23 protein-coding genes are annotated in these 26,008 nt (G+C 65.8%); 10 read left to right on the top strand and 13 right to left on the bottom strand.

Annotation, left to right across the window (positions count from 1 at the left end; all coding sequences use genetic code 11):
- Positions 1-27: 27 nt before the first annotated feature.
- Positions 28-1,467, top strand: coding sequence for a F0F1 ATP synthase subunit beta (gene atpD / locus IPK69_07655; protein ID QQS07886.1), 1,440 nt, complete (start codon positions 28-30; stop codon positions 1,465-1,467).
- A 116-nt stretch (positions 1,468-1,583) separates the two neighbouring features.
- Here the strand turns inward: atpD and IPK69_07660 are convergent, their stop codons facing one another.
- The 3 genes from IPK69_07660 to IPK69_07670 form a co-directional block, all read right to left on the bottom strand.
- The gene (locus IPK69_07660) at positions 1,584-2,729 is read right to left on the bottom strand and encodes a Gfo/Idh/MocA family oxidoreductase (protein ID QQS07887.1); all 1,146 of its coding nucleotides are present in this window, start codon (positions 2,727-2,729) and stop codon (positions 1,584-1,586) included.
- A gap of 207 nt (positions 2,730-2,936) precedes the next feature.
- Positions 2,937-3,785 (bottom strand): transporter, encoded by an 849-nt coding sequence (locus IPK69_07665; protein ID QQS07888.1) that lies wholly within the window; start codon positions 3,783-3,785, stop codon positions 2,937-2,939.
- Positions 3,786-3,905: 120 nt separating this feature from the next.
- Entirely contained in the window at positions 3,906-4,574 is a 669-nt protein-coding gene (locus tag IPK69_07670; protein QQS07889.1) for a UbiX family flavin prenyltransferase, read from the bottom strand.
- A 171-nt stretch (positions 4,575-4,745) separates the two neighbouring features.
- Between IPK69_07670 and IPK69_07675 the strand changes: the two genes are divergently transcribed.
- Both IPK69_07675 and IPK69_07680 read left to right on the top strand, forming a co-directional pair.
- On the top strand, positions 4,746-5,489 hold the full coding sequence (locus IPK69_07675) for a hypothetical protein (GenBank protein QQS07890.1): 744 nt from the start codon (positions 4,746-4,748) through the stop codon (positions 5,487-5,489).
- A 51-nt stretch (positions 5,490-5,540) separates the two neighbouring features.
- The gene (locus tag IPK69_07680; GenBank protein ID QQS10444.1) at positions 5,541-6,530 is read left to right on the top strand and encodes an aspartate carbamoyltransferase catalytic subunit; all 990 of its coding nucleotides are present in this window, start codon (positions 5,541-5,543) and stop codon (positions 6,528-6,530) included.
- A gap of 7 nt (positions 6,531-6,537) precedes the next feature.
- On the opposite strand, the gene IPK69_07685 is transcribed toward IPK69_07680, so the two are convergent.
- Complete coding sequence (locus IPK69_07685; protein QQS07891.1) at positions 6,538-8,739, bottom strand: multicopper oxidase domain-containing protein; 2,202 nt, start codon at positions 8,737-8,739, stop codon at positions 6,538-6,540.
- Between the two features lie 175 nt (positions 8,740-8,914).
- Entirely contained in the window at positions 8,915-9,382 is a 468-nt protein-coding gene (locus tag IPK69_07690) for a nucleoside deaminase (GenBank protein QQS07892.1), read from the bottom strand.
- Positions 9,383-9,503: 121 nt separating this feature from the next.
- On the opposite strand from IPK69_07690, the gene IPK69_07695 reads away from it, so the two are divergent.
- Positions 9,504-10,103 (top strand): hypothetical protein, encoded by a 600-nt coding sequence (locus tag IPK69_07695; protein ID QQS07893.1) that lies wholly within the window; start codon positions 9,504-9,506, stop codon positions 10,101-10,103.
- 17 nt (positions 10,104-10,120) lie between these two features.
- Here the strand turns inward: IPK69_07695 and sucD are convergent, their stop codons facing one another.
- Entirely contained in the window at positions 10,121-11,107 is a 987-nt protein-coding gene (gene sucD, locus IPK69_07700) for a succinate--CoA ligase subunit alpha (protein ID QQS07894.1), read from the bottom strand.
- A gap of 98 nt (positions 11,108-11,205) precedes the next feature.
- On the opposite strand from sucD, the gene gatB reads away from it, so the two are divergent.
- A complete protein-coding gene (gene gatB / locus IPK69_07705) occupies positions 11,206-12,801 on the top strand; it encodes an Asp-tRNA(Asn)/Glu-tRNA(Gln) amidotransferase subunit GatB (GenBank protein QQS07895.1) in 1,596 nt (531 codons plus the stop codon).
- Positions 12,802-12,818: 17 nt separating this feature from the next.
- Positions 12,819-13,466 (top strand): guanylate kinase, encoded by a 648-nt coding sequence (gene gmk / locus IPK69_07710; protein QQS07896.1) that lies wholly within the window; start codon positions 12,819-12,821, stop codon positions 13,464-13,466.
- A gap of 113 nt (positions 13,467-13,579) precedes the next feature.
- Here the strand turns inward: gmk and IPK69_07715 are convergent, their stop codons facing one another.
- The 3 genes from IPK69_07715 to IPK69_07725 all read right to left on the bottom strand — a co-directional run bounded on the left by IPK69_07715 (position 13,580) and on the right by IPK69_07725 (position 16,444).
- A complete protein-coding gene (locus IPK69_07715) occupies positions 13,580-14,068 on the bottom strand; it encodes a nuclear transport factor 2 family protein (GenBank protein ID QQS07897.1) in 489 nt (162 codons plus the stop codon).
- A gap of 120 nt (positions 14,069-14,188) precedes the next feature.
- Positions 14,189-15,301 (bottom strand): hypothetical protein, encoded by a 1,113-nt coding sequence (locus IPK69_07720; GenBank protein QQS07898.1) that lies wholly within the window; start codon positions 15,299-15,301, stop codon positions 14,189-14,191.
- 228 nt (positions 15,302-15,529) lie between these two features.
- Positions 15,530-16,444, bottom strand: coding sequence for an Mrp/NBP35 family ATP-binding protein (locus IPK69_07725; GenBank protein QQS10445.1), 915 nt, complete (start codon positions 16,442-16,444; stop codon positions 15,530-15,532).
- A gap of 492 nt (positions 16,445-16,936) precedes the next feature.
- Between IPK69_07725 and IPK69_07730 the strand changes: the two genes are divergently transcribed.
- Together IPK69_07730 and IPK69_07735 are read left to right on the top strand one after the other, a co-directional pair.
- Positions 16,937-17,911 carry a hypothetical protein gene (locus IPK69_07730; protein QQS07899.1) on the top strand — a complete coding sequence of 325 codons (975 nt, stop codon included), beginning with the start codon at positions 16,937-16,939 and terminating at the stop codon, positions 17,909-17,911.
- 285 nt (positions 17,912-18,196) lie between these two features.
- Positions 18,197-19,174, top strand: a complete 978-nt coding sequence (locus IPK69_07735; GenBank protein ID QQS07900.1) for an SDR family NAD(P)-dependent oxidoreductase — start codon at positions 18,197-18,199, stop codon at positions 19,172-19,174.
- A gap of 23 nt (positions 19,175-19,197) precedes the next feature.
- Here IPK69_07735 and IPK69_07740 read toward each other — a convergent pair whose 3' ends face one another.
- A complete protein-coding gene (locus IPK69_07740; protein ID QQS07901.1) occupies positions 19,198-19,488 on the bottom strand; it encodes a flagellar biosynthesis anti-sigma factor FlgM in 291 nt (96 codons plus the stop codon).
- A 334-nt stretch (positions 19,489-19,822) separates the two neighbouring features.
- Between IPK69_07740 and IPK69_07745 the strand changes: the two genes are divergently transcribed.
- The gene (locus IPK69_07745; protein ID QQS07902.1) at positions 19,823-20,695 is read left to right on the top strand and encodes a hypothetical protein; all 873 of its coding nucleotides are present in this window, start codon (positions 19,823-19,825) and stop codon (positions 20,693-20,695) included.
- A 9-nt stretch (positions 20,696-20,704) separates the two neighbouring features.
- On the opposite strand, the gene IPK69_07750 is transcribed toward IPK69_07745, so the two are convergent.
- Complete coding sequence (locus IPK69_07750) at positions 20,705-22,342, bottom strand: hypothetical protein (protein QQS07903.1); 1,638 nt, start codon at positions 22,340-22,342, stop codon at positions 20,705-20,707.
- Between the two features lie 125 nt (positions 22,343-22,467).
- On the opposite strand from IPK69_07750, the gene IPK69_07755 reads away from it, so the two are divergent.
- The gene (locus IPK69_07755) at positions 22,468-22,770 is read left to right on the top strand and encodes a DUF167 domain-containing protein (protein ID QQS07904.1); all 303 of its coding nucleotides are present in this window, start codon (positions 22,468-22,470) and stop codon (positions 22,768-22,770) included.
- Positions 22,771-22,787: 17 nt separating this feature from the next.
- Here the strand turns inward: IPK69_07755 and IPK69_07760 are convergent, their stop codons facing one another.
- Positions 22,788-23,990, bottom strand: coding sequence for a DUF4340 domain-containing protein (locus IPK69_07760; protein ID QQS07905.1), 1,203 nt, complete (start codon positions 23,988-23,990; stop codon positions 22,788-22,790).
- 52 nt (positions 23,991-24,042) lie between these two features.
- The gene (locus IPK69_07765) at positions 24,043-26,004 is read right to left on the bottom strand and encodes a Gldg family protein (GenBank protein QQS07906.1); all 1,962 of its coding nucleotides are present in this window, start codon (positions 26,002-26,004) and stop codon (positions 24,043-24,045) included.
- Positions 26,005-26,008: the final 4 nt, after the last annotated feature.

Raw genomic sequence — 26,008 nt, forward strand, 5'->3', positions numbered from 1 at the left:
ACCTTCCAGAGTCGGCAGAGGACATCCATGGCGACCCACGGCACGATCACCCAAGTCATCGGTTCGACCTTCGACGCCCAGTTCCCCGAGGACAAACTCCCGGAGATCTTCAACGCGCTCGAGATCCATTCCGACACCAAGGTCGGACGCCTCGACCTTGTCGGCGAGGTGCAGCAGCACCTGGGCGGCGGTCGGGTCCGTGCGGTGGCGCTCGGCTCGACGGACGGTCTGGTTCGCGGGATGACGTGCGTGGATGTCGGCTCGCCGGTCTCGGTGCCGGTGGGCGAGGGCGTGCTGGGGCGCGTCTTCAACCTGCTCGGTCAGCCGATCGACAAGGGCGAGTCGATCCCGGCGTCGACGAAGCGATCGCCGATCCACAAGGCCCCGCCGGCGTTCGCGCAGCTGAACCCCAACACGGAAATCCTTGTGACGGGCATCAAGGTCATCGATCTGATGTGCCCCTTCGTGCGAGGCGGAAAGATCGGTCTGTTCGGCGGCGCCGGCGTCGGGAAGACGGTCGTGATCCAGGAGATGATCGCGCGCGTCGCCAAGAACTTCGGCGGGTATTCGGTCTTCGCGGGCGTCGGCGAGCGGACGCGTGAGGGGAACGACCTGTGGCGTGAAATGAAGGAGGCCGCGTACACCGACGAGAACGGGAAGACCGCTCACGTTCTGGATAAGGTGGCGATGGTCTTCGGGCAGATGAACGAGCCCCCGGGCAGCCGCCTTCGCGTGGCGCTCTCAGCGCTGACGATGGCGGAGGAGTTCCGCGACGCGTCGGGGAAGGAAACGCTGATGTTCGTGGACAACGTCTTCCGCTTCACGCAGGCGGGGTCGGAGGTCTCGGCGCTCCTCGGGCGTATGCCGTCGGCCGTCGGTTATCAGCCGACGCTCTCGACGGAGATGGGTCAGTTGCAGGAGCGGATCACGTCGACGGCGAAGGGCGCCATCACGTCGGTGCAGGCGATCTACGTCCCGGCGGACGACCTGACGGACCCGGCCCCGGCGACGACGTTCGCCCACCTGGACGCGTTCATCGTTCTGTCGCGCAGCATCGCGGAGAAGGGGATTTATCCGGCCGTCGATCCGCTGGCGTCGACGAGCCGCATTCTGGATCCGGGGATCATCGGCGAGCGTCACTATCGCGTGGCGACGCGCGTGCAGCGGATCCTGCAGCGGTACAAGGATCTGCAGGACATCATCGCGATTCTCGGCGTCGATGAACTGAGCGAGGAGGACAAGTTGACGGTGAGCCGGGCGCGCAAGTTGGAGCGCTTCCTCAGCCAGCCGTTCCACGTCGCCGAGCAGTTCACGGGGTTCAAGGGCGTGGACAGTCCGCTGGAGGCGACGATCGACTCGTTCGAGCGTTTGTGCAACGGCGAGGGGGACGGCCTGCCCGAGGGCGCGTTCATGTACGTCGGGACGATCGAGGACGCGAAGGCGAAGGCCGCGAAGATGGCGGGGTAAAGGCCGTCAGGTCGCGACGGTCGGACATCGAATGTTGATCCACACGCCCGGGGCGAGAGCTCCGGGCTTTTTCGTTGTCGTGAGCGCCTCGTGATTGCCGCATTCGGCCCGTGGCGTCACTTCGGCTGCACTTGACGCCGGGCCTCATCCAGAATTTCGGCGACGACCACGTTGTACTCGAGGCTCGACAGCGGGTCGACGGCACACTCGCCGCGCACGACCGCCTTCAGATACGACCACTCGTTCTCCAGATTCTTTGGCTTCGCGGCGGGCTGCACCTTTGTTGGCCCGGCGTTCTCCTGTCGCATGGCGAGATCGTCCCACTTGCCCGCGTGCAGCGACCATCCATCGAGGTACAGGTCCATCTCTTTGTTGTCGTGGGTCCAGGCCCACGATGCCTCGATCACGGCGGTCGCGCCCACGCGCGTTTCTTTACCCGGATAGGTGAGCACGATGGTGGCGTCGTCATCGACGTGTGGATATGCCGCGGGCTTGAGCGTCGTCGCGCTCGCCTTGATGCTTGAGGGGCGCGTTCCGTCCATCATCCACGTGGCGATCACCGCGCCGTAGCACCCGAAATCGACGATCGCGCCGCCGCCGTTCTTTGTTGGATCGGTCAGCCACGCCAGGAACTCCGCTGAACAGCCGATCTCTTTGGGGCCTTTGTGTCCGTGGCGGAAGATCATCTTGCGCAGGGTGCCATGCTCACCCGAGTCCGCGAGTCGCTTTGCTTCTCGCACCGACGCGTACCAACTTGTCTCGAAGTTTGTCAGGACCAGCACCTTGTGGGCGCGGGCCGCCTCCTGGATCGCTTTCGCATCTTCGCTGGAATACGCGAGCGGTTTCTCGAGCAGGGTGTGCACGCCCCTGGCGGCGCAGGCCTCGACGGCCGCCCGATGCCCGGAGATCGGGCCCATCACGCTGACGGCTTCGGGCTTGGTTGCGTTGAGCATCGCCTCCGTCGTCGCGTAATACAGCGACGCCTCGAGTATGTATTTGGCGGCCAGGCGATCGAAGAGGGCGCGATTCGGCTCGCTGATGCCGACGATCACCATGTCGTCGCGGTGCGTGGCGTTCCAGAGCAGCCCTTCGATGTGCCCGTGGTCCATCCCGATGATGCCGATCCGCAGCGGTCCTGCCTGCTTCGAGAGGAGAACGTCGGCGTGGTCCTTTGGCTCATCGGCGTGTGTTCGAGGTGCGCACGCCAGGCTCAGGGTCAATACCGTCAGGCCTGTCATCACATTCATCAGCATGTGCATCATGCGCGCATGGTATCAGAAGGGTTATGGTGCCGGTTTGTGGCCCCGCGTGAGTCCATCTATGGATCGTGCCTCGTGGGCGTGTGTGTGTTTCGGTTGGGTTGGCCATGGAGATGGAACCACCGCGACCTCGACGTGTGGTTGTCGCGAAGATTGCCTCCGAGGACGGCGGCTGTGTCGAAGTAGGCCGAGAAGTTGCACGAATCAGGATCAATACCGCCACGCCATCCCGGCGAAGATGCCGAGATCTTCCGCGGCCCCGGTCAGCCCGATGCGCACGCCCGCGTCGAGCTGGATATCCGGCGAGATTCCGAGGGTCATGCCGGTGTTGAGTGAGGCACGATAGCTGCTCTCGCCGGACGTGTCCGCGGCGCCCGCGTATTCCACAAAGAGGCCGAGCGTGTCGGTGAGCCCACGGGCGATCGTGGCGGTGTGCACGAGATCAAGCGTGTAGGCGTCGTCGGCCTCATTTCTCACGACATCGAACTCGAGCATGGCGCCGAGGTTGAACCCGTGGGCGAGTTCGAAGGCGGCCGGGACGATGATCCCGGCCTCGAGGTCGTCGTTTCCCAGACCGTCGCTGGCGGTGGGAATCTTGATGAATGGCATGATCGCGAGGGCGGACTCGCCGGTGTCGTTCCCGTGGAGGTTGATCTTCACGCGGACGATCGTGTCGCCGAAACCGTCAACCGTCTCGCGGGATGTCCCACTCTCCGATCGCTGAGAGGTGTAGGGAGTGAGGCCGACCTGGAAGTCGATCGATGGCGTGAGGCCGGCCTTGAGGAGGAGCGGGGCGATGTCGAGCGTGCGGACGTTCCCCTCGTTGTCACGTGAGTAATCTACGAACGAGAACTCGACCTGGTAGTGCCGGGCATCGACGGTGAAGGGGCTCTCGGTGGCGTCGGGGCGGTCGGTGCTGAGCCTCCGCATCTGGTCTCTGGGGACCGGGTTCCACAGGGAGAATGCCGCCGCGTCTGGGGTGAGCGGCTCGATGTCCGCGTGCGCACCGGGTGGACATTCTAGCAGGATCACGGCGCCGACGATTGATATGTAGTTCATGCTACATTGTAGCACATGCTACACACTCGTCCGACACCTCCTTGCAAGCCCTTGGCGGGGGGGGTGGGGGGGTGATTCGGCTCCGAACGTCGGGTGGGCGCCCGTTGTGTGGGGACTGGACTAGGCTCCGGAATCCCGCTTCGCTTCCCACCGCGTGTTCAGCGTGTGGTCGACCTTGAGGAGGTCGAGCACCTTGCCGACGACGAAGTCCACGAGGTCTTCGATGGACTTTGGGCCGAGGTAGAAACCGGGGTTGGGTGAGCAGAGCGTCGCGCCGGCGAGGGCGAGGCTTTCCATGTTGCGGAGGTCGATGAGGCTCAGGGGCATCTCGCGGTGGCAGATGATGAGCGGGCGGCGTTCCTTGAGCGTGACCATGGCGGCGCGGCAGAGAAGGTTGCTGCCGCTGCCGGTGGCGATCTGGCCGAGGGAGGTGGAGGAGCAGGGGATGACGACCATGCCGTCGTGGAGGAAACTCCCTGAGGCGATGACGGCGCCGACGTCCTTGTGGGGGTGGATGAACAGTCGATTCTGTGTGGAGACCATGTTGGGGGCATCGAGTTTCGAGGACAGGCGGGGGCAGAGTTGGGCGAGTTCGAGTTCTCGGACGCCGGCCTCGTCGAAGAGGAGGCGCCGGCCGTAGTCGCTGACGACGAGATGGACCTCGTGGGTGGGGTTCTCGAGGAGGAGTTCGAGGAGGCGGAGGGCGTAGGCGGCCCCGGAGGCGCCGGAGATGCCGACGACGAATCGACGGGTTCGTTGATCGGCGGAATGGCTGGAAGGGTGGGTCATCTGGGTCGTGTTCGGCTGACGCGGGCGTGCGGATGCTCAGCGTAGCCGCGTGCGGGATTCTATTTTCGATGGTGAGCGGCGAAGGGTGGCGTGTGGACGGGGGTTCACGTACGCTTGTGCACCTCGGCGTTTTCATCGGGTGCCGCGCGGAGCGCGGTCCTGGATGGGTTCATGGTGGACGGGACGCCGGCGTTCATGGAGGTGCGGGACATGCATTCGGCAGGGAAGTGCGTGGTCGTGGGCGTGATGATGGCGGCGGGTCTTGGCGGGTGCATCGGGTACTCGAATGTGGCGGAAGAGACCAGCCAGACGCCGTTGAAAACGCCGAACTATGCCTCGACGGATCCAAACGAGCCCGGCGTAGTCGAGATCATGACGGCGTCGTTGCTCGAGGTGATCGCGCGTCGGCCGGCGCCTGGGAGCGCGGCGATCGTGAACCTTCCCGAGGGGATGCGGAAGGTGTACTACGAGCGGGTGGCGGAGTCGTTGACGAAGGCGACGGGCGTGGAGTTCATGGCGATGTCGCCCGATGTGGTGGATCGCGGCCTCCCTGTGTACAGCGTGGGCGAGGTGCTTGTGCGGTACAACCGGGCCGAGTGTGATGTGTTCGCGCCGACGTCGGATGAGTTTGGGCAGATGGGGGTCCAGCGGATCCGCGTGCATCTCGATGGTGGACTGAACCCGTGGCGCGTGGTCCGGCCTCAGATCTATCTGGTGAACGCCTTTGCCGCGCCCGAGGCGCACTTCATTCCCGAGGTGGACAACCCGACGGAGTATCAGGATCTTCGCAAGCGTCAGAAGATGGCGAAGATCCCGCCTGCGTCGGCGCTTGAGCCGAAAAAGCCTGAGCCTCAACCGATGGAGGAGATGGATCCGGTGACGGCGGCAGAGGAGTTGCCGGCCGGGCAGCCGTGACGTGGTGACGATTCGGGGCGCGGCTGATACGGTTGGGACATGAACGCACCCATGGAGGCTCGGCCGACCGGCTCGATTTCACGCGAGCGTGATCTGCTCGCGCTGCGGGGGATGGACGCCCGAGAGATCCGGCGTCTTGTTCGGCTGGCGGCCGACCCCGCCGCGCTGCGCGAGGACGAGAATCCGCTGATAGGGCGGATCGTCGCGAACCTTTTCTTCGAGGACTCCACGCGGACGCGGCTGTCGTTCTCGGTGGCGGCGCAGCGGCTTGGGGCGCGCGTCGTGGATCTCGCGGGGCCTGGATCGAGCGTGAGCAAGGGGGAGTCGCTGGTGGACACGGCACTCACCGTCGAGGCGATGGGGGTCTCGGCGCTCGTCGTGCGCTGCAAGCAGTCGGGGGGCGCGGAACTCATCTCGCGCGCGGTGGACATCGGCGTCATCAACGCGGGAGACGGGCGGCACGAGCACCCGACACAGGGGTTGCTCGACATCCTGACGCTGGCGAGGGCGGCGGGGCGGCTCTCGACGCTGGATTTCTCGGGGATGACGCTGGCGATCGTGGGGGACATCGAGTCGTCGCGAGTGGCGCGATCGAACATCGCGGGGATGGGGGCGCTGGGGGCGCGGGTGGTGTGTGTCGGGCCGGCGAGCATGGCGCCGGCGTCGCTCTCGACGCTGGGGTGTGAGGTGTCATCCGATCTCGATTCGATCCTGCCGTCGGCGGACGCGGTGATGATGCTGCGGATCCAGTTCGAGCGGCACGAGGACTCGGCGAGGGGCGCGGAGGGTGTGCCGATGAAGTCGTCGCACGAGTCGATCCGGGAGTATCGCGCGGGGTACGCGCTCACGCGGGAGCGGCACGCGGTGATGAAGCGCGGGGCCTTCGTGATGCACCCGGGCCCCATGAACCGGGGTGTGGAGATCGATGCCGAGGTGGCGGACGCGCCGAACTCGCTGATTCTGACGCAGGTGGCGCGGGGTGTGGATGTTCGGATGGCGGTCTTGCTGGATCGGCTGAGGCCGGAGTTGACGCGAGGTTGATCGCTCGTTAGCACCCGTCGGCGAAGCGCTCGATGTAGAAGAGCAGGTCGTCGATGGTGACGGCGTAGTCGCCGACGCCCGTGCCGCTGCCGTCGTCGAGGTCGGCGATGGCGTCGCCGTCCTGGAATCGATCGATGAAGTAGAGGAGGTCGTCGATGGTGACGGCCCCGTCGCAGGCACCGGTCTGGGTGGCATCGTCGAGGTCGGCGGGGCAGTAGACGAGATCGGCGTGGTAGGTCCGGGTCTCGTCGCAGGGGTCCTTGATGGTGCACTCATAGCGGGCGACATCGAGGAGGGCGACGTTGTCGATGGTGAGCGTGGCGGCCTTGGCGCCGGTAACGGTGGAGCCTGTGCCCGTCGGGCCATCGAGGAGGGGAACGCCGTTCTTCTTCCATTGGTAGGAGAGGTAGGCACCGGAGGCCTGGACGGCGAACTGGGCCTGGGCGCCCTTGCAGACCTGGAGGTCGTCGGGCGTGGACTCGATGGTGAGTGGCGGGCAGATGGCCTCGAACTGGCGCATCATCTCGTGGTCCTCGTGCTCGAGGATGTGACAGTGGTAGGGGAAGAGGCCGGCGTAGTCCTCGAAGCGGGCGATGACGCGGACGATCTCGAAGGGATGGACCTGGACGGTGTCCTTCCAGCCGCGCTCGTTCATGATGGGTGGGACGCGCGGGCCCGTGGGGACGATCTGGCCGGCCTGCATCTGGAAGGGCTGGCGATCGAGGATCTGGAAGGCGACGAGGTGCATGTGCATGGGGTGGGTCATGCCCGAGCGATTGATCCAGGTCCAGATCTCGGTGGTTCCCAGGACGGGGCGCTCGACGATGTCGTCCCACATGAGGCCGTTGATCGTCCAGATGGACTGGGTGACGTTGTCGCAGGCGCCGATGGTCACGGGGGTCTTGCGGAGGAGGAACTCGCGTGTGACGGTGGCCTCGGCCTCGGGGATGACGGGGACGCTGGCGAGGGTTGTGGGGAGCGGATCGGTGTCGCCGGCATCGCTGCCGACGATGAACTTCATGACGTTGGGGATGACGCCGACGCCCGGTGAGCCTGGGAATGGCGCAGGGGCGCTGTTCTCAAGGATGATCTCGGTGCCCGGGGCGTAGGAGGCGAAGTTGATGACGACGTCGGCGCGTTCGCCGGGGGAGATGGTGAGCGAGTTGATCGCGACGGGGGCCGGGAGAAGGCCCATGTCGGTCCCGATCTGCCAGAAGGTGGCGTTGTCGGAGAGGGCGAGGGTGAGAGTGCGCGAGTTGCAGCCATTGAGCAGGCGGAATCGGTACTTGCCGCGTTTGACGTTGTGGTATGGCCAGACCTTGCCGTTGACGAGCATGAAGTCGCCGAAGAAGTTCTCCTGGTGGACGGCTGGGTACTTGAAGGAGCCGTCGGGGTTGAAGGCGCGGTCCTGGATGGCGAGGGCGATCTCGTTCTCGCCCCGCGGGATGTTGAGGGCGTCCTCGGCGTCGTCACGGATGAGATAGAACCCGGCGAGGCCCATGTAGACGTTGAGGCGGGTGATGCCCAGGCCGTGGTCGTGGTACCAGATGGTGGCGGCGGGCTGGTTGTTGGGGTAGGTGTAGAGGGGCGCGGATTGGCCGGGGGGATAGGAGAAATCGGGCATGCCGTCGCTGTCGGCGCGGAGGTGCCCGCCATGGAGGTGGACGGTGGTGAGGGGCGCGCTGCCGTTCAAGTCCGGGCCATGGAGGCACTCGTCCACGACGAGGTGGTGGGTGGTGAGGAGATTGCCAGCGGCGTCGCGGAGGTCGTTGGTCCAGAGGACGGTGTTTGGCTCGTTCCGTCGCGCCTCGATGGTGGGGCCGGGGTATGTGCCGTTGTATCCCCAGACGGTGGTCAAGGGGAGATCGCGGTGGAGACGCTGCTGCGTCTGGCGCATGGCGATCTCGTAGTGGGCAGCGTGGCCGGGCTGGCCGGTGACGGGTTGGGCGATGGCGGGGAGTGGGAGCGCATCGACGAAGGGCTGGAGGACGATGGGGCAGGAGGTGCCGGCGCAGGTGGTGGCGTTGCCCTGGTAGGCACCGCCCTGGGTGGCGCAGTTGGCGGCGGTGGTCTCGACGCAGATGCCGGTGGGCAGGCAGCAGGCGCCGGTCTGGGCGATCGCGGCGGAAGGAATGAGGGCCAAGCCGATCAACCCGGCGACGAGTGTTCGGAGGCGCGAGCCGCCAAGATACAAACAAAATCCGTTCATGTCTGCTCCAACCACGAGGCTGTATGCGAGTGCCGGTAAGAAGTCGGCAGGAATCGGGGCGCGGTTCATGCGCACTGTTCGCCGAGTGGTGAGTATCGGATCCAATAGAAGACCAGTCAATCCTTTATTGGCGCCGGCGTTCGCAATTGGTCGTAATTTGGGCCGAAAACCGGGGTTATCCCGGCACACCGATGTCCTCGGCCCAGAGATCTGGCCTGGCGGCGATGAACTCGCGCATGAGTTGGATGCAGCGCGGATCGTTCATGAGAACGACCTCTGTGCCCTCGGCTATCAGCCAGTCTTCCCGGCCCTGGAACGTCTCGTGTTCGCCGATGACGACGCGGGGGATTCGGAAGAGGATCGAGGTGCCGCTGCACATGGCGCAAGGTGAGAGGGTGGAGACGAGGGTGAGGGTGTGCCAGTCGCGTCGCCGGCCGGCGGCCCGGATGCAGGCGGTCTCGGCGTGGGCGGTGGTGTCGCCCTGTTGGACGCGGAGATTGTGACCGCGAGAGACGATGGTGCCTTCGGGGTCCATGAGGACCGAGCCGATGGGGATGCCGCCCTCGCGGAGTGATTTCTCGGCCTGCTCGATGGCGGCGTCGAGGGCGAGGCGGTCGAGTTTCGCCCTGTCAGTAGTGTTCATGCGGGCAGCGTAGCCGCAACGCTAAGGGAGAAAATCCGTATGGTGTAGGTGAGCGTGGCCGACACGGTGTCGCTTGTGGGACACAACGCGATGGCGAGAGGCTCTCAAGGAGGCGACGGCATTGAAGACCACGCGGCGTGGCGCGAATCTGCTGGTGTTGTCGGGCCTGCCGCATGGCGTGGGGTGGCCGATTTTCGCGGTCGTGCTCGCGCTTGGGCTGCCCACGTTTTTCTGGTTTCTTGAAGGGAAGACGCTGATGAAGCCCGGATTCCATTTTCAGTGGATCCCGGCGGGCGTGATCGTGCTGCTGTGCACGGCGTTTCTGATCGTCGGCGTGAAGTCGCTGCTTGATCGCGAGCGACTGACGCTCGACAGGGCAACAGGCAGGGGAACTTTCGAGACGTGGAACATCCTGGGCGGGAAGCGGAAGCGCCACGAGTTCGATCTCACACGCGTGGTGGAGGTGCGGATTGATGTCCGGACCGAGGCGACGCCCGGCGGCGGGAAGCGCGGCGGGCGGTCGATGCGCGTCTTCGAGGCGACGATCAAGCCAGGGAAGAAGATCGTGCTCGACACGACGTCGAACGGGCGAGACGAGCGCGTGCGGCGTGTGGCGAGGGACGTGGCGGAGTTTCTGGGGGTGCCTTTGCGGACGACGGATCGGTCGGGGACACGGGAGGAGGACACGGAGACGGTGGAGGAACCCGGTGAAGCGACCTGATTCCGTATGGCCGAAAGTTACGCGAGTGTCATGGCTCGCATGATCGCGTCGCCCATGTCGGCGGGGCTTTGGGCGACGGTGACGCCGGCGGCCTGGAGGGCCTTTATCTTGGCGTCGGCGGTGTCGTCGGCGCCACCGATGATCGCGCCGGCGTGGCCCATGCGGCGGCCCGGGGGGGCGGTCTTGCCGGCGATGAAGGCGGCGACGGGTTTCTTCACGTTGGCCTTGATGTAGTTGGCGGCGTCGATCTCGTCGCTCCCGCCGATCTCGCCGATCATGAGGATGGCGTGGGTGTCGGGGTCTTGCTCGAAGAGGCGGATGGAGTCGATGTGGTTGAGGCCTCGGACGGGGTCGCCTCCGATGCCGATGCAGGTGGATTGGGCGAGGCCTCGCTGGCTGGTCTGCCAGACGGCCTCATAGGTGAGGGTGCCGGAGCGGCTGACGATGCCGATGGACTTGCCGCGTTTGGCCTGGCTGATGTGGGTGTGGATGTAGCCGGGCATGATGCCGATTTTGCAGCCGGCGTTGGTGTAGGGGTCGCTGCCGCTGGTGGCGTTGCCGGACTTGGGGCCCGGGGTGATGACGCCTGGGCAGTTGGGCCCGATGAGGAAGACCCTGGAGGAGGGCGGGAACCCGTCGTCGCCTCGGCCGCCGTTCATCTCGTCGATGATGGCTCGGACGCGGACCATGTCCTGGACGGGGATGCCCTCGGTGATGGCGCAGACGACCTTGATGCCGGCGCTGGCGGCCTCGAGAATGGCGTCGGCGGCGAAGCCCGGGGGGACGAAGATCATGGTGGCGTCGGCGCCGGTTTCTTTGACGGCCTTCTCAACGGTGTCGAAGATGGGGAGGCCGTTGTCGTCCTTGGTGCCGCCTTTGCCCGGCGTGACGCCGCCGACCATTTTCGTGCCGTAGTTGAAGCACCCTTTGGTGTGGCTGGCTCCGAAGGAGCCGGTGATTCCCTGACAGATGACGCGAGTGTTGGCGTGGACGAGGACTGGCATGGTTGCAGGGTAGGGTGGGCATTCGGCATTCGGGAGATGGTACTGACTGGGGATGTTGGGATGGTCTTGATGGGCCTGTGTGATTCATACGATTGCGCGTGAATGAGAACGCGGGACAACCCCGGTTGGGAGATACCGGCGAAGCCCGGCGGCGCGAGCGGGTGGTCTCATCCACGCTCATCGTCGGGCTGGAGGTCCACGTCGAACTGGGGACAGCGACGAAGATGTTCTCGCGGGCGCGGAGCCCGGTGCTCGCGGGATCAGTCGGGCCGAACTCGCTTCTGGATCCGACGGTGCTGGGGTTGCCGGGGTCGCTCCCGACGATCAATCGAAGGGCCGTGGAGTTGGCGATCCGCGTGGGGTTGGCGCTGCGATGCTCGATTGCGCGGGTGACGAAGTGGGACCGCAAGTCGTACTTCTACCCGGACCTTCCCAAGGGGTACCAGATCAGCCAGTACGACCTGCCCTTGTGCTTTGATGGGATGGCGGAGGTGCCGGCGTTCGATGGGCATGGCGTGCCCGAGCCTCAAGCGTCGATGCGGCAGATCCGCATCGTTCGGGCGCACCTCGAGGAGGACGCCGGGAAGTTGCTGCACGAGGCGCCGGGGGGCGTGGCGATCGACCACTCGATCGTGGATTTGAATCGGGCGGGAACGCCGCTGCTTGAGATCGTGACCGCGCCGGACTTTCGGTCGGCAGCCGAGGTCGTCGCGTTCGCGCGGCTGCTGCGGCTGACGTGCATGCACCTTGGGGCGAGCCCATGCGTGATGCAGGAGGGACAGATCCGGTTTGAGCCGAATATCAACCAGGAGTTGCGGCTGGAGTCGGGTGCTCTGGTGCGCACGCCGATTGTCGAGGTGAAGAACCTCAACTCGTTCAAGTCGCTGGAGGGGGCGATCGAGCACGAGGCACGCGTGCAGGAGGAACGCTGGCGCGAAACGGGGCGCGAGCACGCACCCGGGGCGAAGACGACGCGTGGGTGGGACGACGCGCGGGGCGTGACGGTGCTGCAGCGCGAGAAGGAGGATGCGCACGACTATCGGTATTTCCCCGACCCGGATCTGCTGGCGATGCGTGTGACAGAGGAGATGATCGACAGAGCGCGGGCCGATGAGTCGGAGTTGCCCCTGGCGAGGTTCCGATCGCTCGTGGAGGAGGCGGGTGTGCCGGGGCGTGAGGCGTGGTCGCTTGTCGAGGATGTTGAGGCGAGCGTGCTGCAGGCTGGAGTTGCATCGCGGCTCGTCGAGCGGGGTGTGTCGGCGCCGCGCGCGGGACGTGTGGCGGCGAACCTGGTCTTGCAGCAGGGCCTGCGCGCGGCGAACGCGCGGGGCGTCAGTGTCGGCGCTCTTGGGCTTGAAGCGACGAGGGTCGCGACGCTCGGGATGCTGCGCGAGGCCGGCACGATCAGCAACCAGTCGCTCGATGCGCTCTTTGAGGCGCTGGCGGAGGACCCGACGATCGACGTCGAGGCCGAGGCGAGATCGCGGGGGATGGTCGTGGTGCGTGACGAGGGGGCGCTCCTGGCGTGGGTGGACCAGGCGATTGCCGCCCAACCTGCGGCGGCGGCGGACGTTCAAGCAGGAAAGACCCAGGCGATCGGGAGGCTCGTGGGCGAGGTGATGAAGGTCTCTTTGGGGAAGGCCGACGCGAAGAGCGTGCGCGAGGCGATCCTGTCGCGGCTTGGCGCCGAGTAGGCGTGTATCCTCGCTTCATGGCCCTGCCCGAACCCCACGACACGCCGACGCGCCGCCTCGAGACCGATACCGACGACGGCATGCTCGTCATCATCAGCGGGCCGAGCGGCGTGGGAAAGACGACGATCACGCGGGGCGTGGAGCGGACGATCGCCGGCGCGGTCTTCTCGGTCTCGTGGACGACGCGCGACAAGACGGGCGTGGATGTCGAGGGCGTTGATTACCACTTTGTCAGCGATGAGCAGTTCGAGGAGATGCTGGGACGGGACGGCTTCCTCGAGACGGCCGGTGTCTATGGGCGCCGCTATGGCACGCCCAAGGAGTGGGTGCGGACGCAACTCGCTCGCGGGCGGCTGGTGATCCTGGAGATCGACGTGGTCGGCGCGGAGAAGGTGAAGGGGCAGATCCCCGAGGCGTTCGCGATCTTTGTCCTGCCGCCGGATGAAGAGACGCTGCTCTCCCGCTTGCGCTCGCGCAAGCGTGAGGACGATGCGCAGATCCAGAAGCGATTCGCGCGGGCGAAGGAAGAGATCACGCACGCCCGGCGGTCGGGGGTGTACAACCACTTCCTTGTGAACAGAGATCTGAACGCGTCGTTGGACGAGGCGGTGCGGCTGATCGAGGGCGAGCGGGGGCGGCGGCGGGAGTTGCGGCGGAAGGCGTGACTGTCTGATGAAAAAGACACCGGCGGGACGCCTGTGCCACGAGAAGTGATAGAAAGAGAAGGGGCAGGCGAGCCGCCTGCCCCACGAGTTTGGGTAGATTCCGGCTGTCGAGATCACATCGTGCCGTACATGAACTCTTCGCGGATGATCTTGCCGTTCTTCACGGTGTAGACGCCGACCTCGTCGAACATTTTGCGCGTGCCGCTGTCGACCTGCTCGACGTCCATCTTGAAGCGGACGGCGAAGCCCGACGAGCCGACGAAGGGGCCTTCGGCGCTGGCGCCATGGATCTTGTTCTGGGCCATCCAGCCGGCGTTCTTGGCGTCGACGGCGGGCTTGCCGCGCCAGCCCATGCCGACGCCGAGGCCCTCGATGGACTCGATCTTGGGAGACCAGAACATCTTCTCGATCTCGGCGAACTGGCCGGTGTTGAACATCGAGACGAGTTTCGTGCCGATGTCCATGGGCGTGGCGCCCGAGCCGGTGGTGACGCGGAAGGAGCCTTTGCCACCGGGACCGGCGGCGGATGGCTTCTTGGCGGTGGCCTTGGATGACTTCGTGACGCTCTTCTTGGTTGCTTTCTTGGTGGTCTTCTTCGCCATGGTGGTGCTCCTTTGGACTGGCGCACTGTACCCCGGCGGACCCACGTGTCGCGTCACGACAACGCCCCGGGATTGCTCCCGGGGCGTTCGTGGTGCGTGGATTCGCGCGATCTTGACGGCTTAGCCGACTTTGTCGACGCTTCCCGCCGAGGCGAGGGCGTTCTGCCCGATGTCGCGGATGGAGTGGGTGTAGTTCTGGCGGAGGACGGCGAGTTTCTGGGCGAACTCGAGGTAGTTCGTCGAGCCGCTGGATCCGAAATCGTCCTGGAGTTTGGAGAGGGCGTCGCGGAAGGCGTTCTGGAGGTTCTCGACCTTGGTCTTCACGTCGTCGCCGCCGCCGAGTTGCTCGATGAGATCGCGTCCCTGGTTGTTGATGGCGGTGAGAGAGATCTCGGTGTCTCGCTTGGCGCGGAAGGCGGGCGAGTTCTGATCGCTGGCCACGGCTCCGGGCGCCGGGCTGGGCGCTGGATTGGTGGTCGGTGCGGGGGCGGAGGCCGTCGCCGTAGGGAGGCTGTCGCCGATCTCGCGGATGGAGCGGGAGTAGTTCTGGCGGAGGACCGCGAGTCGCTGGGCGAACTCGAGGTAGTTGGTCGACCCGGATGAGGTGAACTCTTCCTTCAGTTTGGAGAGCGAGTCGACAAAGGAGTTCTGGAGGTCCTCGACCTTGGCTTTAATGTCGTCGCTGCCGGTGCGCTCGACGAGCGCGTTGGCCTGGTTGCGGATCGCCTGGAGCGAGAGCCGCTCGTCGCGGGCGGCCCGGAAGGCGGGGGTCGGCTCGGCCTGGGCTGCGGGCGCGGGGGTCGGTGTGGGAGTGGGGGTGGGGGTCGAAGTCGTTGTCGTGGGCTTCAAGGATCCGGTCACGCCGAACGCCTCGCCGATCTCGCGGACCGACTGGGTGTAGTTCTGGCGGAGGACGGCGAGTTTCTGGGCAAACTCGAGATAGTTCGTGGAGCCCGAGGACGTGAACTCGTCACGCAGGCTCGAGAGCGAGTCGGTGAAGTTCTTCTGGAGTTCCTCGACCTTTGACTTGGCGTCAGGATTATCGATCTGGCGGAGGAGCGCATTGCCCTCGCGCTTGATGGCGCGGAGCGAGAGGCTCACGTCGCGGTTGGCGCGGAACGCCGCGGGCGAGGTCACATGGTCGGACTGATGCCCGGCCTCGGCGTGATGGTGATGCTGACGGCGGTGAGTGGCGTGGTACCCGTGGCTGTGGCTGCTGTCGCTGATCTTCATGGTGCGTACTCCGTTCTGAAAAGTGGCGTCGTGCCTCTTGTGTTCTCGGGCGTCCTGGGGAGCGACTTCAGGCTTTCTCGAACACCATCGAATCGCAAGGGGCGTGCCGCAGATCGACTCCCTCGGGCGGGCGTATGGAGTGCGCACGAACAACGCCCAACACGATGTCTCCGCGCGGTTCTTGCGCCCTGCTCAATGCCAACGCGCGTGCTTTCGCGTGCCGTCGTGTTATCGGATGGTGAGTGAGGGGCCGGCCTGGCTTATCGACGTGAGCGCGACCTGGTTCTCGACCTGGGTAACGACATTCTCGAGCGCGGCTTTGAGCCGCTTGCCGGCATCGTCCTTCCCCTCGAAGTTCGCGGTGGGGTCGCCCTTGTCGGAGTTGGCGCGGAGAGCCATGGTGATGGGGATGCTGCCGAGGAAGGGGAGGCCAAGCCGCTGGGCCATGTGCTCGGCCCCGCCACGCCCGAAGATGTCGTAGACCTTGCCGTCATCGCCGACGAAGAACGACATGTTCTCGACGACGCCCAGGACATGGACGTTGAGTTGCTGGAACATTTTCGCGGCCCGTGCGGCATCGTCCTGAGCGACCTTCTGCGGCGTGCAGACGACGACGGCGCCGGTGAGTTTCAACTGCTGCGCCATCGTGAGCGCGACGTCGCCCGTCCCCGGTGGGAGATCGATGATGAGGTAGTCGAGTTCGCCCCATTGGGTCTGCTCGGAGAGTTGCTTGAAGGCGCCGTGGGCCATGGGCCCGCGCCAGATGAGCGGCTTGTCGGCGTCGACGAGTTTGCCGATGGTCATGCACTTGATGCCATGGACGAGGAAGGGCTGGAGCATCCCCTCGCGGGCCATTGCTTCGAGCGAGTCGAGGGCGAGCATGGTGGGCATGCTCGGGCCATAGATGTCGCCATCGAGGAGGCCCACGCTGTGCCCGCGCCGCGCGAGGCCGACGGCGAGGTTGAGCGCGACCGTTGATTTTCCCACGCCGCCTTTTCCGGCGCCGACGGCGATGACGCGCGAGACGCCGGGAATGCCGCTCGGTCCTGTGCTCGTGGTCTGGGGGCGCAGGCCGGGGATTGGTGCGTGGCCCGCGCTCGAGGGTTGTGGCTGGGCCGTGGAACTCTGCGTGGAGGACTGCATGGGCGAGCCGAAGCGTCGCTTGGCGGTGATGCTTCCCGACTTGTCCACGAACTCGATGGTGAGGGAGGCGAGGCCGCCGCCCTTCTCTCTCGAGGCGGCGTCGAGGACGCGGCGTGTGTCGGACGCGATTCGATCCAGGTCGGCGTCACTGGGCGTGCCGGCGGGCTCGAGTTTCACGAGCACGTGTCCCTCGCTCGCGGTCGACCAGATGAACTGGCCGGCGGCCACAACATCCTTACCGGACGGGAACGCCCCGACACCCCGCATCGCCTCGGCAATCTGCTCCCGGCTCAATCCCATTCGCGTCGCTCCCGTGGCCTTGGAGGCCTCAAATTCCGCATTGATTCACAGTTCGTAGCAACGATAGTGCCCTTGTGGTGCAATGCGTGGCGTGGGGCGTCGTTCCACCGACGACGCCGCGACGTTCGGTGGTTGGACGACGCGGGATTGGACGACACATGCCGTGCTCCGCACGGTTTTCTGGAGGTATGGATGATGAATGCTCGCACACTGACGCTTGTACTCGCCGCGGGGTTGCTCACTGGTGTTTCGTTCGCCGAGCCGTCCGCCAAGGCCGATCCGCTCGCGGGCCCGAAGGTGACGGACCATTCTGTGCCGGGCGAGACCCGGACGCTGGGCACCTCGGAGACCAAGGCCCGCGTCCGCGCGATCCCGCACATGGCCTTCATGCGTGTGATCAACTCGCTGCGAGGCGAGGAGGCGGGTGACCTCCGCCTCTCGAGCGAGCAGTCGACCTCGATCGACGCGATCGCCGCCGATCTGCGCACGCAGTTCCAGGCCTTTCGTGCCGAGCACGAGGACGAGATCCGCACACTTCTCGACGAGATGCCCCCTGAGGCGCGGGAGCGCGTGCTGCAGCGGCTCGGGCAAGAGTTCGATCTTCGCGGCGAGCGCGGGCCGGGCGCCAACGAGGGCGCTCGTCGCGGCGGGGCGAAGGGTGGGCCCAAAGATGGCAAGGACGCGGGTGAGCGGGGACGCCGTGGACCCCGTGGCGATCGGCCCATGCCGCCCAAGGGTGATGAGATGATGGCGCCGCCTCGGGATGGTGGTCCGGGAGAGAAGGGCGGGAAGCGCAACGTCGATCCCGAGAAGGCCAAGGAGATGCGCGACAAGGTGCAGTCGCTGATCGAGAAGGCGCCCGACACGCGTGAGACGCACGCGAAGATCTTTGCGGTGCTCACCGAGGCGCAACGCGAGCACGTCACGCAGAAACTCGAGGAGGTTCGCCATCGCATGGAGGGGGCGGCCGACAAGCGCATCGGCGAGGAGCGTGCCAAGCGTGAGGGCGATCAGTTCGACAAGGGGCGCGAGGCCGTACGTGAGGCGCTCTCGAAACTCTCACCCGAGGAACGCCGCGCCATCATGGAGAAGATGCGGAGCATGTCTCCCGAGGAACGCCGCGAGTTCATCCAGCAGAAACTGGGCGAACTGAACGCAACGAAGTAGTCTCAGCGACGTCCGCGTGACCCACACGCGGTAACGACCCCTCAGGATTGCCCCGAGGGGTTGTTGTTTGGATTAAGTTTGTATATTAAGATCAGAAAAAACCCGACGAATGGCAAGTTGGGAAAACGTGAAGCCCGATATTTCGTATACTGAGACTGATCTCTCTCTCCTCCAGCGGGGCGCTGTCAACGATGGCGCCCTGCTTGATTTTTGGGTCGGGGCGACGCCGGGAGTTGATTTTCGGTTCGCGTCAGCCTGACCAGACACCAACGATTCGGCGTGTCCATGAGCACAACCGACAAGTCGGGATCGATTCTCGTCACCGGGGCGGCCGGGTTCATCGGGTCGCATGTGGCCGAGGCCCTGCTCAGGGCGGGGCGGCGTGTGATCGGGCTTGACAACTTCGACGCGTTCTATCCGCGCGAGGCCAAGGTCCGGAACCTGGCCGAGGCGACCTCGGGCTATGGTGATCGATTCGAGTTGGTTGAGGGGGACATCACCGACGCGCGCGCGATGGCGGACCTCTTCGCGCGGACGCGGCCCGAGGGCGTGATCCATCTTGCCGCGAAGGCTGGCGTGCGCCCGAGCCTTGTGGACCCGGCCGGGTACATGCACACCAATGCCGTGGGCACGGCGTCGATCCTGCAGGCGGCGAGCGGCGCGGGGTGCTCGCGGGTCGTCGTGGCCTCGTCGAGTTCGGTCTATGGCAACGCGCCGAGCGTGCCCTTCCATGAGGAACTCGACGTGTCGCGCCCCATCAGCCCGTATGCGGCGTCGAAGCGCGCGACCGAGATCGCGGCGTGGACGCACCACCACCTGACGGGCCTGCCTGTCTCGTGCCTGCGGTTCTTCACCGTCTATGGGCCACGCCAGCGCCCGGACCTCGCGATCAGCCAGTTCCTCCGGCGGATCGGCGCGGGCGAGTCGATCCGCATGTTCGGCGACGGGACGACCTCACGCGACTACACCTTTATCAACGACATTGTCCGCGGCATTCTCTCGGCGTACGAACGCACGCCGGAGCATGGATACCGCGTGTGGAACCTAGGCAACAGCCATCCCGTCTCGCTCAAGGAGATGATCTCGACCATCGAGCGCGTGGTGGGGAAGACGGCGTCGATCGTGCGTGAGGAGATGCAGCCCGGGGATGTGGAGCGGACGTATGCCGACGTCTCTCGGAGCGGGCGGGAACTCGGGTTTGTGCCGAGCACGGCGTTTGAGGACGGCGTGCGGGCGCAGTGGGCGTGGTTGAAAGGGCGGTGACTCGTGCCGGGCGAACCCGGTGATTACCAGTTCAGGTCCTTGGCGGCCTCTTCGATGGCGGCCTCGACCTTGTCTGGGGACTCGTAGGTGCCGGACTTGATCTTCGCCTTGACCGCGTCGACCAGATCCTGGCGGATCTCGGGGAGTTTGCGGAGGACGGCCATGAAATAGCCCACGTCGGAGACCTCGACCTGGTCCTCGGCGATTCGCCCGACGACCTCGGCATTGCGCCCGACATCGCGACGGCGAGAGGCCGACTCCGCCCTGCGGGTGCGCTCGACGTTGGAAAGGCTCATCGGAGTGAGTTCGGACATTGAATCTCCTGCAACGAAGCCGACAGTTGGATGCCGGATGTGGCCGTGCGAGCCGTGCCGGGGGGTAACTCCTACGGAGTCGAAGTTCCTGACTTCGGTGAGTCCTTCGGAGGAGCCGACCCTCGGCGGCGGCGTAGTGTGTATCGGAGCCTGCGCGCGAGCGGCTCCAAAATCGGGTGTGATGGAAATCGTCACCCTAACAGATTGCCAGGACGCACTTTGCGCGGATAACGCCGTGAGGACTCGACGCCATTTTTTTGGGGTGAATGAGGTGCCGGACACCCTCGGTGTGGCATGCCGATTATTTTTTATTGTTTTGTGTGTGTTTGGTGTTGTGTCGTGCCAATCCAAGCCGGCTGTGGAGGCGATCGAGGCGGATCCGGACGCGTCGAAGCCGTTGACCGCGTTCATCCGAGCGATGCCGGGTGATGCGACGATGGCGTCGGGCGAGACGCAGGGAGTGGAACTTGTCCGCAACGTTGGCGAGGGCAACGACGGCGTCTCTTCTGATCGCGCCAACCCTGTCCGCGGGTGGTCGATCGTGCTGCTGGTGGTTCGTGAGGGACGCGAGGCGGCAGAGGGAGTTGCCCGTCGGTATCGCGCGGTGGCGGGGCTTGAGGATGCCGTGGTGCAGGATCGCATCGGCGCGAGCCTGGTGACGGTGGGGGACTATCCGAGTGCCGAATCGCGCGAGGCGGTCGAGCGGCTCAAGAGCGTCAAGGCGCTCGATGTTGGTGGCGATCGCCCGTTCGCGTCGGCGATGCTCTTTCCGCCGCCCGAGGGCGCGGTCGCGGGGGCGAAGGCCGACCGGAACCTGTCGAACGTTCGGAGGGCGATGCGCGATCCGTCGGCGTCGGCGTTCACCTTGCAGATCGCGGTCTACAAGCGGCCCGACGGCGGCGCACCGAGCGAGCAGGAGCGGGGCGAGTTCGTGTCGGCGGCAGAAAAGGCCGCGGACGAACTCCGCGCCAAGGGCGAGGACGCGTTCTACTACCACGGGCCGACCGAGAGCAGCGTGACGATTGGGCTTTTTTCGGAGGGCGATCTCCCCAAGTCGAGCGAGGGGCGGACGGAGTCGGAGCCGCTGCGCCGGGCGAAGGAGGCGCACCCGTACCTGCTGATGAACGGCGCGGGGATGAAGGTGCGCGTCAAGGGGAGCGACACCTGGGTGATGCAGCCGTCGATCCTGGTGTCGGTGCCGAAGTGATTGACCGAATCAGGGGCGAATGTTGGTGAGGTCGGTGCGGTCGCCGGCGCGGATGGCCTTGAGGAGGAGTTGGCGATCGGCATCGTCGGCAACGCCGCTGCGGTTGATGTCCACGGGGTTCTGCGTCCAGTCGTGGAGGTCGTTGATGTCGACATCGAGATCGAGGTTGAGGTCCTCGCTGGTGCGGTGGAGGCGCGCGAGGGGGTCGCCCACGACGAGGTGCATCCAACTGAGGACGGGGATGGAGGACCAGGCGGCCTCGGCCCAACTGAGTTCACCGTTGACGAAGTTCTGGACGAGCACGGTGTTGTCGGCGATGGTGGCGGCGAGGGGTTCCCAGACGTGGGCGATGGCGAACGTGCCGCCCGCGGCGAGGAAGTCCGAGGCCTGCTGTTGGGGGACGCTGGGGTTGCCTCCCAGCCCGCCGAAGTCACGTCCGTTGTAGGACTCGATGGTGTTGAAGATGGCGCCGTCGCTGTAGTTGAAGGAGGAGGCGTAGACCGTCCCGGCGGAGCCGCCTGCGAGAAGCGTGGGCACGCCGTTGTGGTTGGAGCCATAGGACGCGAGGAAAAGGACGGGGGCGGTGATGAGTCGGCCCTGGCCTGGCGTGAACGAGAGGAGTGGGCCGACGAAGAAGTTGGAGGTTCCCGCGGCGGAGTCGAGCGTGACGCCGGCGGTTGGATTGGCGAGCACGGTCCCGGAAGCCGGGAAGCGCCCGTCGGCGATGATGGCGTTGGCGGCGGCGGTGTAGTCCTCGCCGTTGTCCAGGAGCGAGAAGGGCGCGGGGAGGTTGTCGAGGTTGGCGGGATCCTCGTCGAAGAGTAGCGCGACCTGGTTGACATCGACAACGAGGAACCGGGCGCGGTCGATCATGGCGTTGGCGTCGGCGACCGTCTTCGCATCGAGACGGCAGACCAGGTACATGTCGCCGGGCGTGGTGCGGAGGGCGGCGGTTCCTGTGGTTGTGCCCTGCCAGAGGGGGCCGGGCGTGTTGCCAAGGGTGATCGTCTTGGCGGACTGGATGTTGGCGGTGGACCACGTGGAGACGGGGAGGCGCGATCTCCAATATGGATTGAGGATCATGCCGTCGGCCTTGCTGTCGCTGGAGCCGCCGGCCTCGCCGGTGGTGAGGCTCTGCCACAGGAGCGTGAGCTCGCTGTCGACCGAGGCGCAGGTCGCGTCGCTGAGATTGATCTCGGTGACGAAGTTGACGGGGTTGTCGCCGACGTTGGCGTTGTCGGTGTCCTGGATGCGGTGGGGGAGGCCCTTGGTGAGGACAAGGCATCGGACATCGAAGACGAGGCCTTGATCGGTCAGGTACTGGCGGATGGGGTCGCGAAGTCGCGCGATGAAATCCGCGTAGGAGATGTTGCCGGGTGTCGTCGCGAGAGCGCCGGTGGAGGCGAGGTCGCAGACGCGCACGCCCGGGCGTGTGCCGGGGACGCCGCCGCTGCCGCCGGGAATCTTGAGCGAGCCGGCGTAGTGCTCGGCGACGGCGAGGGAGTCGGCGATGCGCGAGTCATAAATGACGAGCGTCTGGCCCTCGGTCAGCGTCTCTTGCGCGCGCGCGACGGACGATGCCGCGGCGAAGGCGAGGGTCGCGGCGGCAAGTCGGGTGTGACAGAGTTGCATAAATCCCGGGGGCATGGGTCCACACAATAATCGTTGGCCGAGGGCGTCGGCTTTGTTCCTTGTTCCTCTGATGCCAATGTACACCAAAGTGGCGTCTTTGCAAGGGCGTTCTCGGACTCTACACGCTCTAGAGTGGCTCCATGCACCAACCGTTCACACAACCGGATCCGAACGACGCCGGGGCGTGCCTCGTTCGGGTGAAGGTGGTGCCGGGGAGCAAGGCGACGGTGATCGTGGGGCGTTTGGGTGATCGATTGAAGGTGAAGGTGGCGGCGCCGCCGGAGGGTGGGCGGGCAAACGGGGCTGTGTGCGAACTGATCGCGAAGGCGGTGGGCGTGCGGTCGGCAAGTGTAGAGGTGGTACACGGCGCGACCTCGCCCGAGAAGGTCCTGCGCGTGCGTGGCGTGATCGCGGCGGAGGCCGAGTCGCGGCTCGGGGCGTGAGCCTCGGTTCGCCAGTCTTAGTTCACCGGGCCGACGGGTGTGTCGCTCTCGGGCGTTGTGTCGCTGGGCGCGGCGGTCGGTTTGAGGAGTGTGTCATAGCCGGAGGTGATCAGGCGCAGGGAGTAGGCCGGGATCGCGAAGGCCCAAGGCGCGAGGCGCGTGTTCTGCGATTGCACTTCCGTGGCGGTGGTCTCGCTCACGCTGCCGGTGGGTGTGGTCGAGGCATCGAAGGCGATCCATGAGGCGCCATTGGTGTCGAAGACGCGTGCGGTGATCGTGAGGCCGTCGTTGGTCTTGAAGGTGGTCACGGTTCGCGGCGAGGCGTCGCTGGTGACGATGCTCTCGCGGGGCTTGACGTCGTCGAACCGGAGCGCGGCGAGCGAGCCGGCGATGCTCGTGGGGATGAACGTCGAGTTGAGTTCGCGCCCCGCGGGGAGGCCGACGACCTCGAAGTCGCCCGTGGAGGGCGGTGTCGCGGGCGTGGGCGAGGGCCCCTGGGCTTCGGGCGCTTTGGGGCGTCGGGCGATCTCGACCGTCGAGCCCTCGGGGAGCGTGGCCTGCGGGCCTGTGAGATGCTCGATCGTCACGTGATCGACGCGGGCCTGCTCGATCTTCAGGAGTTCCGTGTCGAGCCACGTGGCCGCCTGCAGTGAGATTGGCGGGAGACCTTGTGCCGCCCAACTCTTCGCTTCTCCGGCCTTGCGCACGAAGCGCGATTCGCCCTGGGTCGCGGTGGTTGCCGCACCCTGCACCATCTTGCCGACGATGAGCGTGGCGAGGGGCTTGCCGCCGGCGTCGTGCAACGCGACGAGCGTGGGTTTCTCGGTTTCGTCGGCTGGGGTGGATGCGGTTTCGCTCGGACCCGGGTCCTGGACGCCCAGACGGGCGTAGAGCGCGGGATCGCTGGTGCGCTCGTCGATGGTGGTGGCGCGGGCGAGGCCTCGGACGAGGTCTCGAACGGCGTCGGGCTTGGCGGGATAGCCACCCTTGGACTCGACGGCCCAGGTGGCATCGGCAGCCTTGGAGATGGTGATCGCGGTGTCGCCCGATTTCAGTTCGATCTTCGCGACTTCGTCGGCGCCCGTCGCGAGCGCGGGCAGGAGAGGCGAAGGCTCGGCCTGTGGGGCGGAGGACTTGGAGCCGCCGACGACCACCATCCACGCGACAGCGGTCACGGCGAGGGCGAGCACGATCAGGATCAAAGTGGTCTTGTTCTTCATTGGAGGAACGCGGGGGGGCGTGAGTGGTGAGTGGTGAGGGGTGAGGGGGGAACTACTCCGCTTTGGTCTGGGCGTGGCGGCCGGACTTTCGGCGTGAGACTCGATACGCGCCCAGACCCAGGGCGGCGATGGCGACGAGGGCTGGGACGATGCCGATGTTCACAACCTTGAGGAGCGTGCCGAGTTTCTCGACGTCCTTGTTGAGGTTTCGCTGGACCTCGCGGAGTTGCTTCTGCGTCTGCGAGCGCTCCTCGCGGAACTTCTTGATCTCTTCCTGCTGCTCGGCGGAGAGGAGAATGGCTTGTCCGTCCTGCGGCTTGGCTCGCTGGAGTTCCTGGAGGCGCTGCTCGGTGGTGCGGAGTTTCTCCTCGAGTTGGGCCTGGGTGTCGCGATACTTCTTCGCAGCATCTTTGGCCATCTCATCGACGACCTCGAAGGGGCGCGACATCACGCCCCGCGCCTGGATGGAGATCAGGTCCTTGGAGCCGAGCAGGCTGTCGAGGGCGTTCACGACGAGGTCGCCGTTGTCCGCACCCTTCATCGCGCCGAAGATCGTCTTCTGCACCCAGAATCGATCGCTGAGGAGATCAACATCCGCGAAGAGCACGGCCTGGAGTTCGTCCTTGGATTCGGTGAGGGGTTGCGTGGTGTCCGCGGGGGGCGCCTCGCCCTCGGCGGGTGCGGGACGGCCGTTGGGGAAGGCCGATCTCACCTTGCCCGAGAGCCGCGCGACGAGTATGAGTTTCGTGTCGCCCGAGGCGAAGTCGGTGAGGAGTTTCTTGGGGTCGGGCATGAAGGCGAGGGCGGCCGCATCGACCTGCATGGAGTCGGCAGTGGTGGTGACCAGGGGCGTGATGGTGGCGGTGGGGCCTGAGGCCGGTGTGGGCGTGGCGCCCTCGGCCTTCGCCGGCTCGAATGGTTGGATGATGCCGCAATCGCCGAAGTTCACGGTCGCGAGTTGGCCCGTGGCGGGGTCGGCCTGGTTGAAGCCGGCTTTGGTGACGCCGATCCACGTGAGCATGGGGATTTGCTCGGGCTTCTGGCGTGTGCCAGCCTGGACGGGGAGCGCGAAGTCCATGTCGCCGGCGAGTTTGCCCGGGACGACCTGGACGCCCCAGACGCTGAGGAGCGTGGCAAGGTTCGAGGATCGGTCGGCGCCCATGGACTGCATGGGGTTGCCCGGCGGCGTGTCCTCGTTGCAGAGCGGATCCACGAAGATCGCGAGGCGGCCACCCTTGAGCGCGTACTGATCGATCGCGTAGAGCGTCTGGCTGGAGAGATTCTTGGGGTGGACGATCATCAAGACGTCGATGTCGTTGGGGATCGTCGTGGCGCTCGGTTCGATGTTCTGTATCTCGAAGGCCGAGCGCAGTTCAGTGTAGATCTGCCACGCCTCGGCCTGGCGGGGCTGCTGCGTGCGCGGATCCATCGTGAAGCCGCCGGCGATGGGGAGCGAGGAGATCAGGCCGATCTTCTTCTTCTCGGGATGGGCGAGGGAGTAGAGCAGTTTGGCGACGTCGTGCTCGAGGAATCGCTCGCGGCGGGGATCAAAGAAGGGGATGACCTCGCGTCCATCCACGGCGTTCGTCCCGACAAGGCCCAGGAAGATCGACTGGCCGGCATCGCCCTTGGGAATCGCGACGAGGCCCGCGGCGGTCGCCTCGTCCTCGTCGTCGCTGAACGCCTCGGGGTCGATGATGGTGAGTTGGATCTTCGGCGTGCCGTCGTGGCGCGAGAGGCGGACGAACTCCTGGAGGAGTTCCTTCACGCGGTTGCCATAGGACTGGATGGACGATTCGCCACGGGCGGCGTTCTCGCTGAAGTAGAACTTCAGTCGGACCGGTTCGGTGAGCGACCGGGCGACGTTCTTCGAGCCGTCGCTCAGCGTGAAGAGTTTGTCGCTGGTGAGGTCGAGGCGGGCGCTCGTGAGTTGGACGCGCGCGAGCGTGTTGATCGCGAGGAAGAGCACGATCGCGGCGAGGATGGAGACGGCAAGGACAACGCGGCTCTTCATGGGC

This window comes from Phycisphaerales bacterium (assembly GCA_016699835.1).
In the GTDB taxonomy this organism is placed as follows: Bacteria; Planctomycetota; Phycisphaerae; order Phycisphaerales; family UBA1924.

What these genes read in the sequence shown, in the direction of transcription:
- atpD (QQS07886.1), top strand. Translation starts at nt 28, where the DNA reads ATGGCGACCCACGGCACGATCACCCAAGTCATCGGTTCGACCTTCGAC.
- IPK69_07660 (QQS07887.1), bottom strand. Translation starts at nt 2,729, where the DNA reads ATGATGCACATGCTGATGAATGTGATGACAGGCCTGACGGTATTGACC.
- IPK69_07665 (QQS07888.1), bottom strand. Translation starts at nt 3,785, where the DNA reads ATGAACTACATATCAATCGTCGGCGCCGTGATCCTGCTAGAATGTCCA.
- IPK69_07670 (QQS07889.1), bottom strand. Translation starts at nt 4,574, where the DNA reads ATGACCCACCCTTCCAGCCATTCCGCCGATCAACGAACCCGTCGATTC.
- IPK69_07675 (QQS07890.1), top strand. Translation starts at nt 4,746, where the DNA reads ATGGTGGACGGGACGCCGGCGTTCATGGAGGTGCGGGACATGCATTCG.
- IPK69_07680 (QQS10444.1), top strand. Translation starts at nt 5,541, where the DNA reads ATGGAGGCTCGGCCGACCGGCTCGATTTCACGCGAGCGTGATCTGCTC.
- IPK69_07685 (QQS07891.1), bottom strand. Translation starts at nt 8,739, where the DNA reads ATGAACGGATTTTGTTTGTATCTTGGCGGCTCGCGCCTCCGAACACTC.
- IPK69_07690 (QQS07892.1), bottom strand. Translation starts at nt 9,382, where the DNA reads ATGAACACTACTGACAGGGCGAAACTCGACCGCCTCGCCCTCGACGCC.
- sucD (QQS07894.1), bottom strand. Translation starts at nt 11,107, where the DNA reads ATGCCAGTCCTCGTCCACGCCAACACTCGCGTCATCTGTCAGGGAATC.
- gmk (QQS07896.1), top strand. Translation starts at nt 12,819, where the DNA reads ATGGCCCTGCCCGAACCCCACGACACGCCGACGCGCCGCCTCGAGACC.
- IPK69_07715 (QQS07897.1), bottom strand. Translation starts at nt 14,068, where the DNA reads ATGGCGAAGAAGACCACCAAGAAAGCAACCAAGAAGAGCGTCACGAAG.
- IPK69_07720 (QQS07898.1), bottom strand. Translation starts at nt 15,301, where the DNA reads ATGAAGATCAGCGACAGCAGCCACAGCCACGGGTACCACGCCACTCAC.
- IPK69_07725 (QQS10445.1), bottom strand. Translation starts at nt 16,444, where the DNA reads ATGCAGTCCTCCACGCAGAGTTCCACGGCCCAGCCACAACCCTCGAGC.
- IPK69_07730 (QQS07899.1), top strand. Translation starts at nt 16,937, where the DNA reads ATGATGAATGCTCGCACACTGACGCTTGTACTCGCCGCGGGGTTGCTC.
- IPK69_07735 (QQS07900.1), top strand. Translation starts at nt 18,197, where the DNA reads ATGAGCACAACCGACAAGTCGGGATCGATTCTCGTCACCGGGGCGGCC.
- IPK69_07740 (QQS07901.1), bottom strand. Translation starts at nt 19,488, where the DNA reads ATGTCCGAACTCACTCCGATGAGCCTTTCCAACGTCGAGCGCACCCGC.
- IPK69_07750 (QQS07903.1), bottom strand. Translation starts at nt 22,342, where the DNA reads ATGCCCCCGGGATTTATGCAACTCTGTCACACCCGACTTGCCGCCGCG.
- IPK69_07755 (QQS07904.1), top strand. Translation starts at nt 22,468, where the DNA reads ATGCACCAACCGTTCACACAACCGGATCCGAACGACGCCGGGGCGTGC.
- IPK69_07760 (QQS07905.1), bottom strand. Translation starts at nt 23,990, where the DNA reads ATGAAGAACAAGACCACTTTGATCCTGATCGTGCTCGCCCTCGCCGTG.
- IPK69_07765 (QQS07906.1), bottom strand. Translation starts at nt 26,004, where the DNA reads ATGAAGAGCCGCGTTGTCCTTGCCGTCTCCATCCTCGCCGCGATCGTG.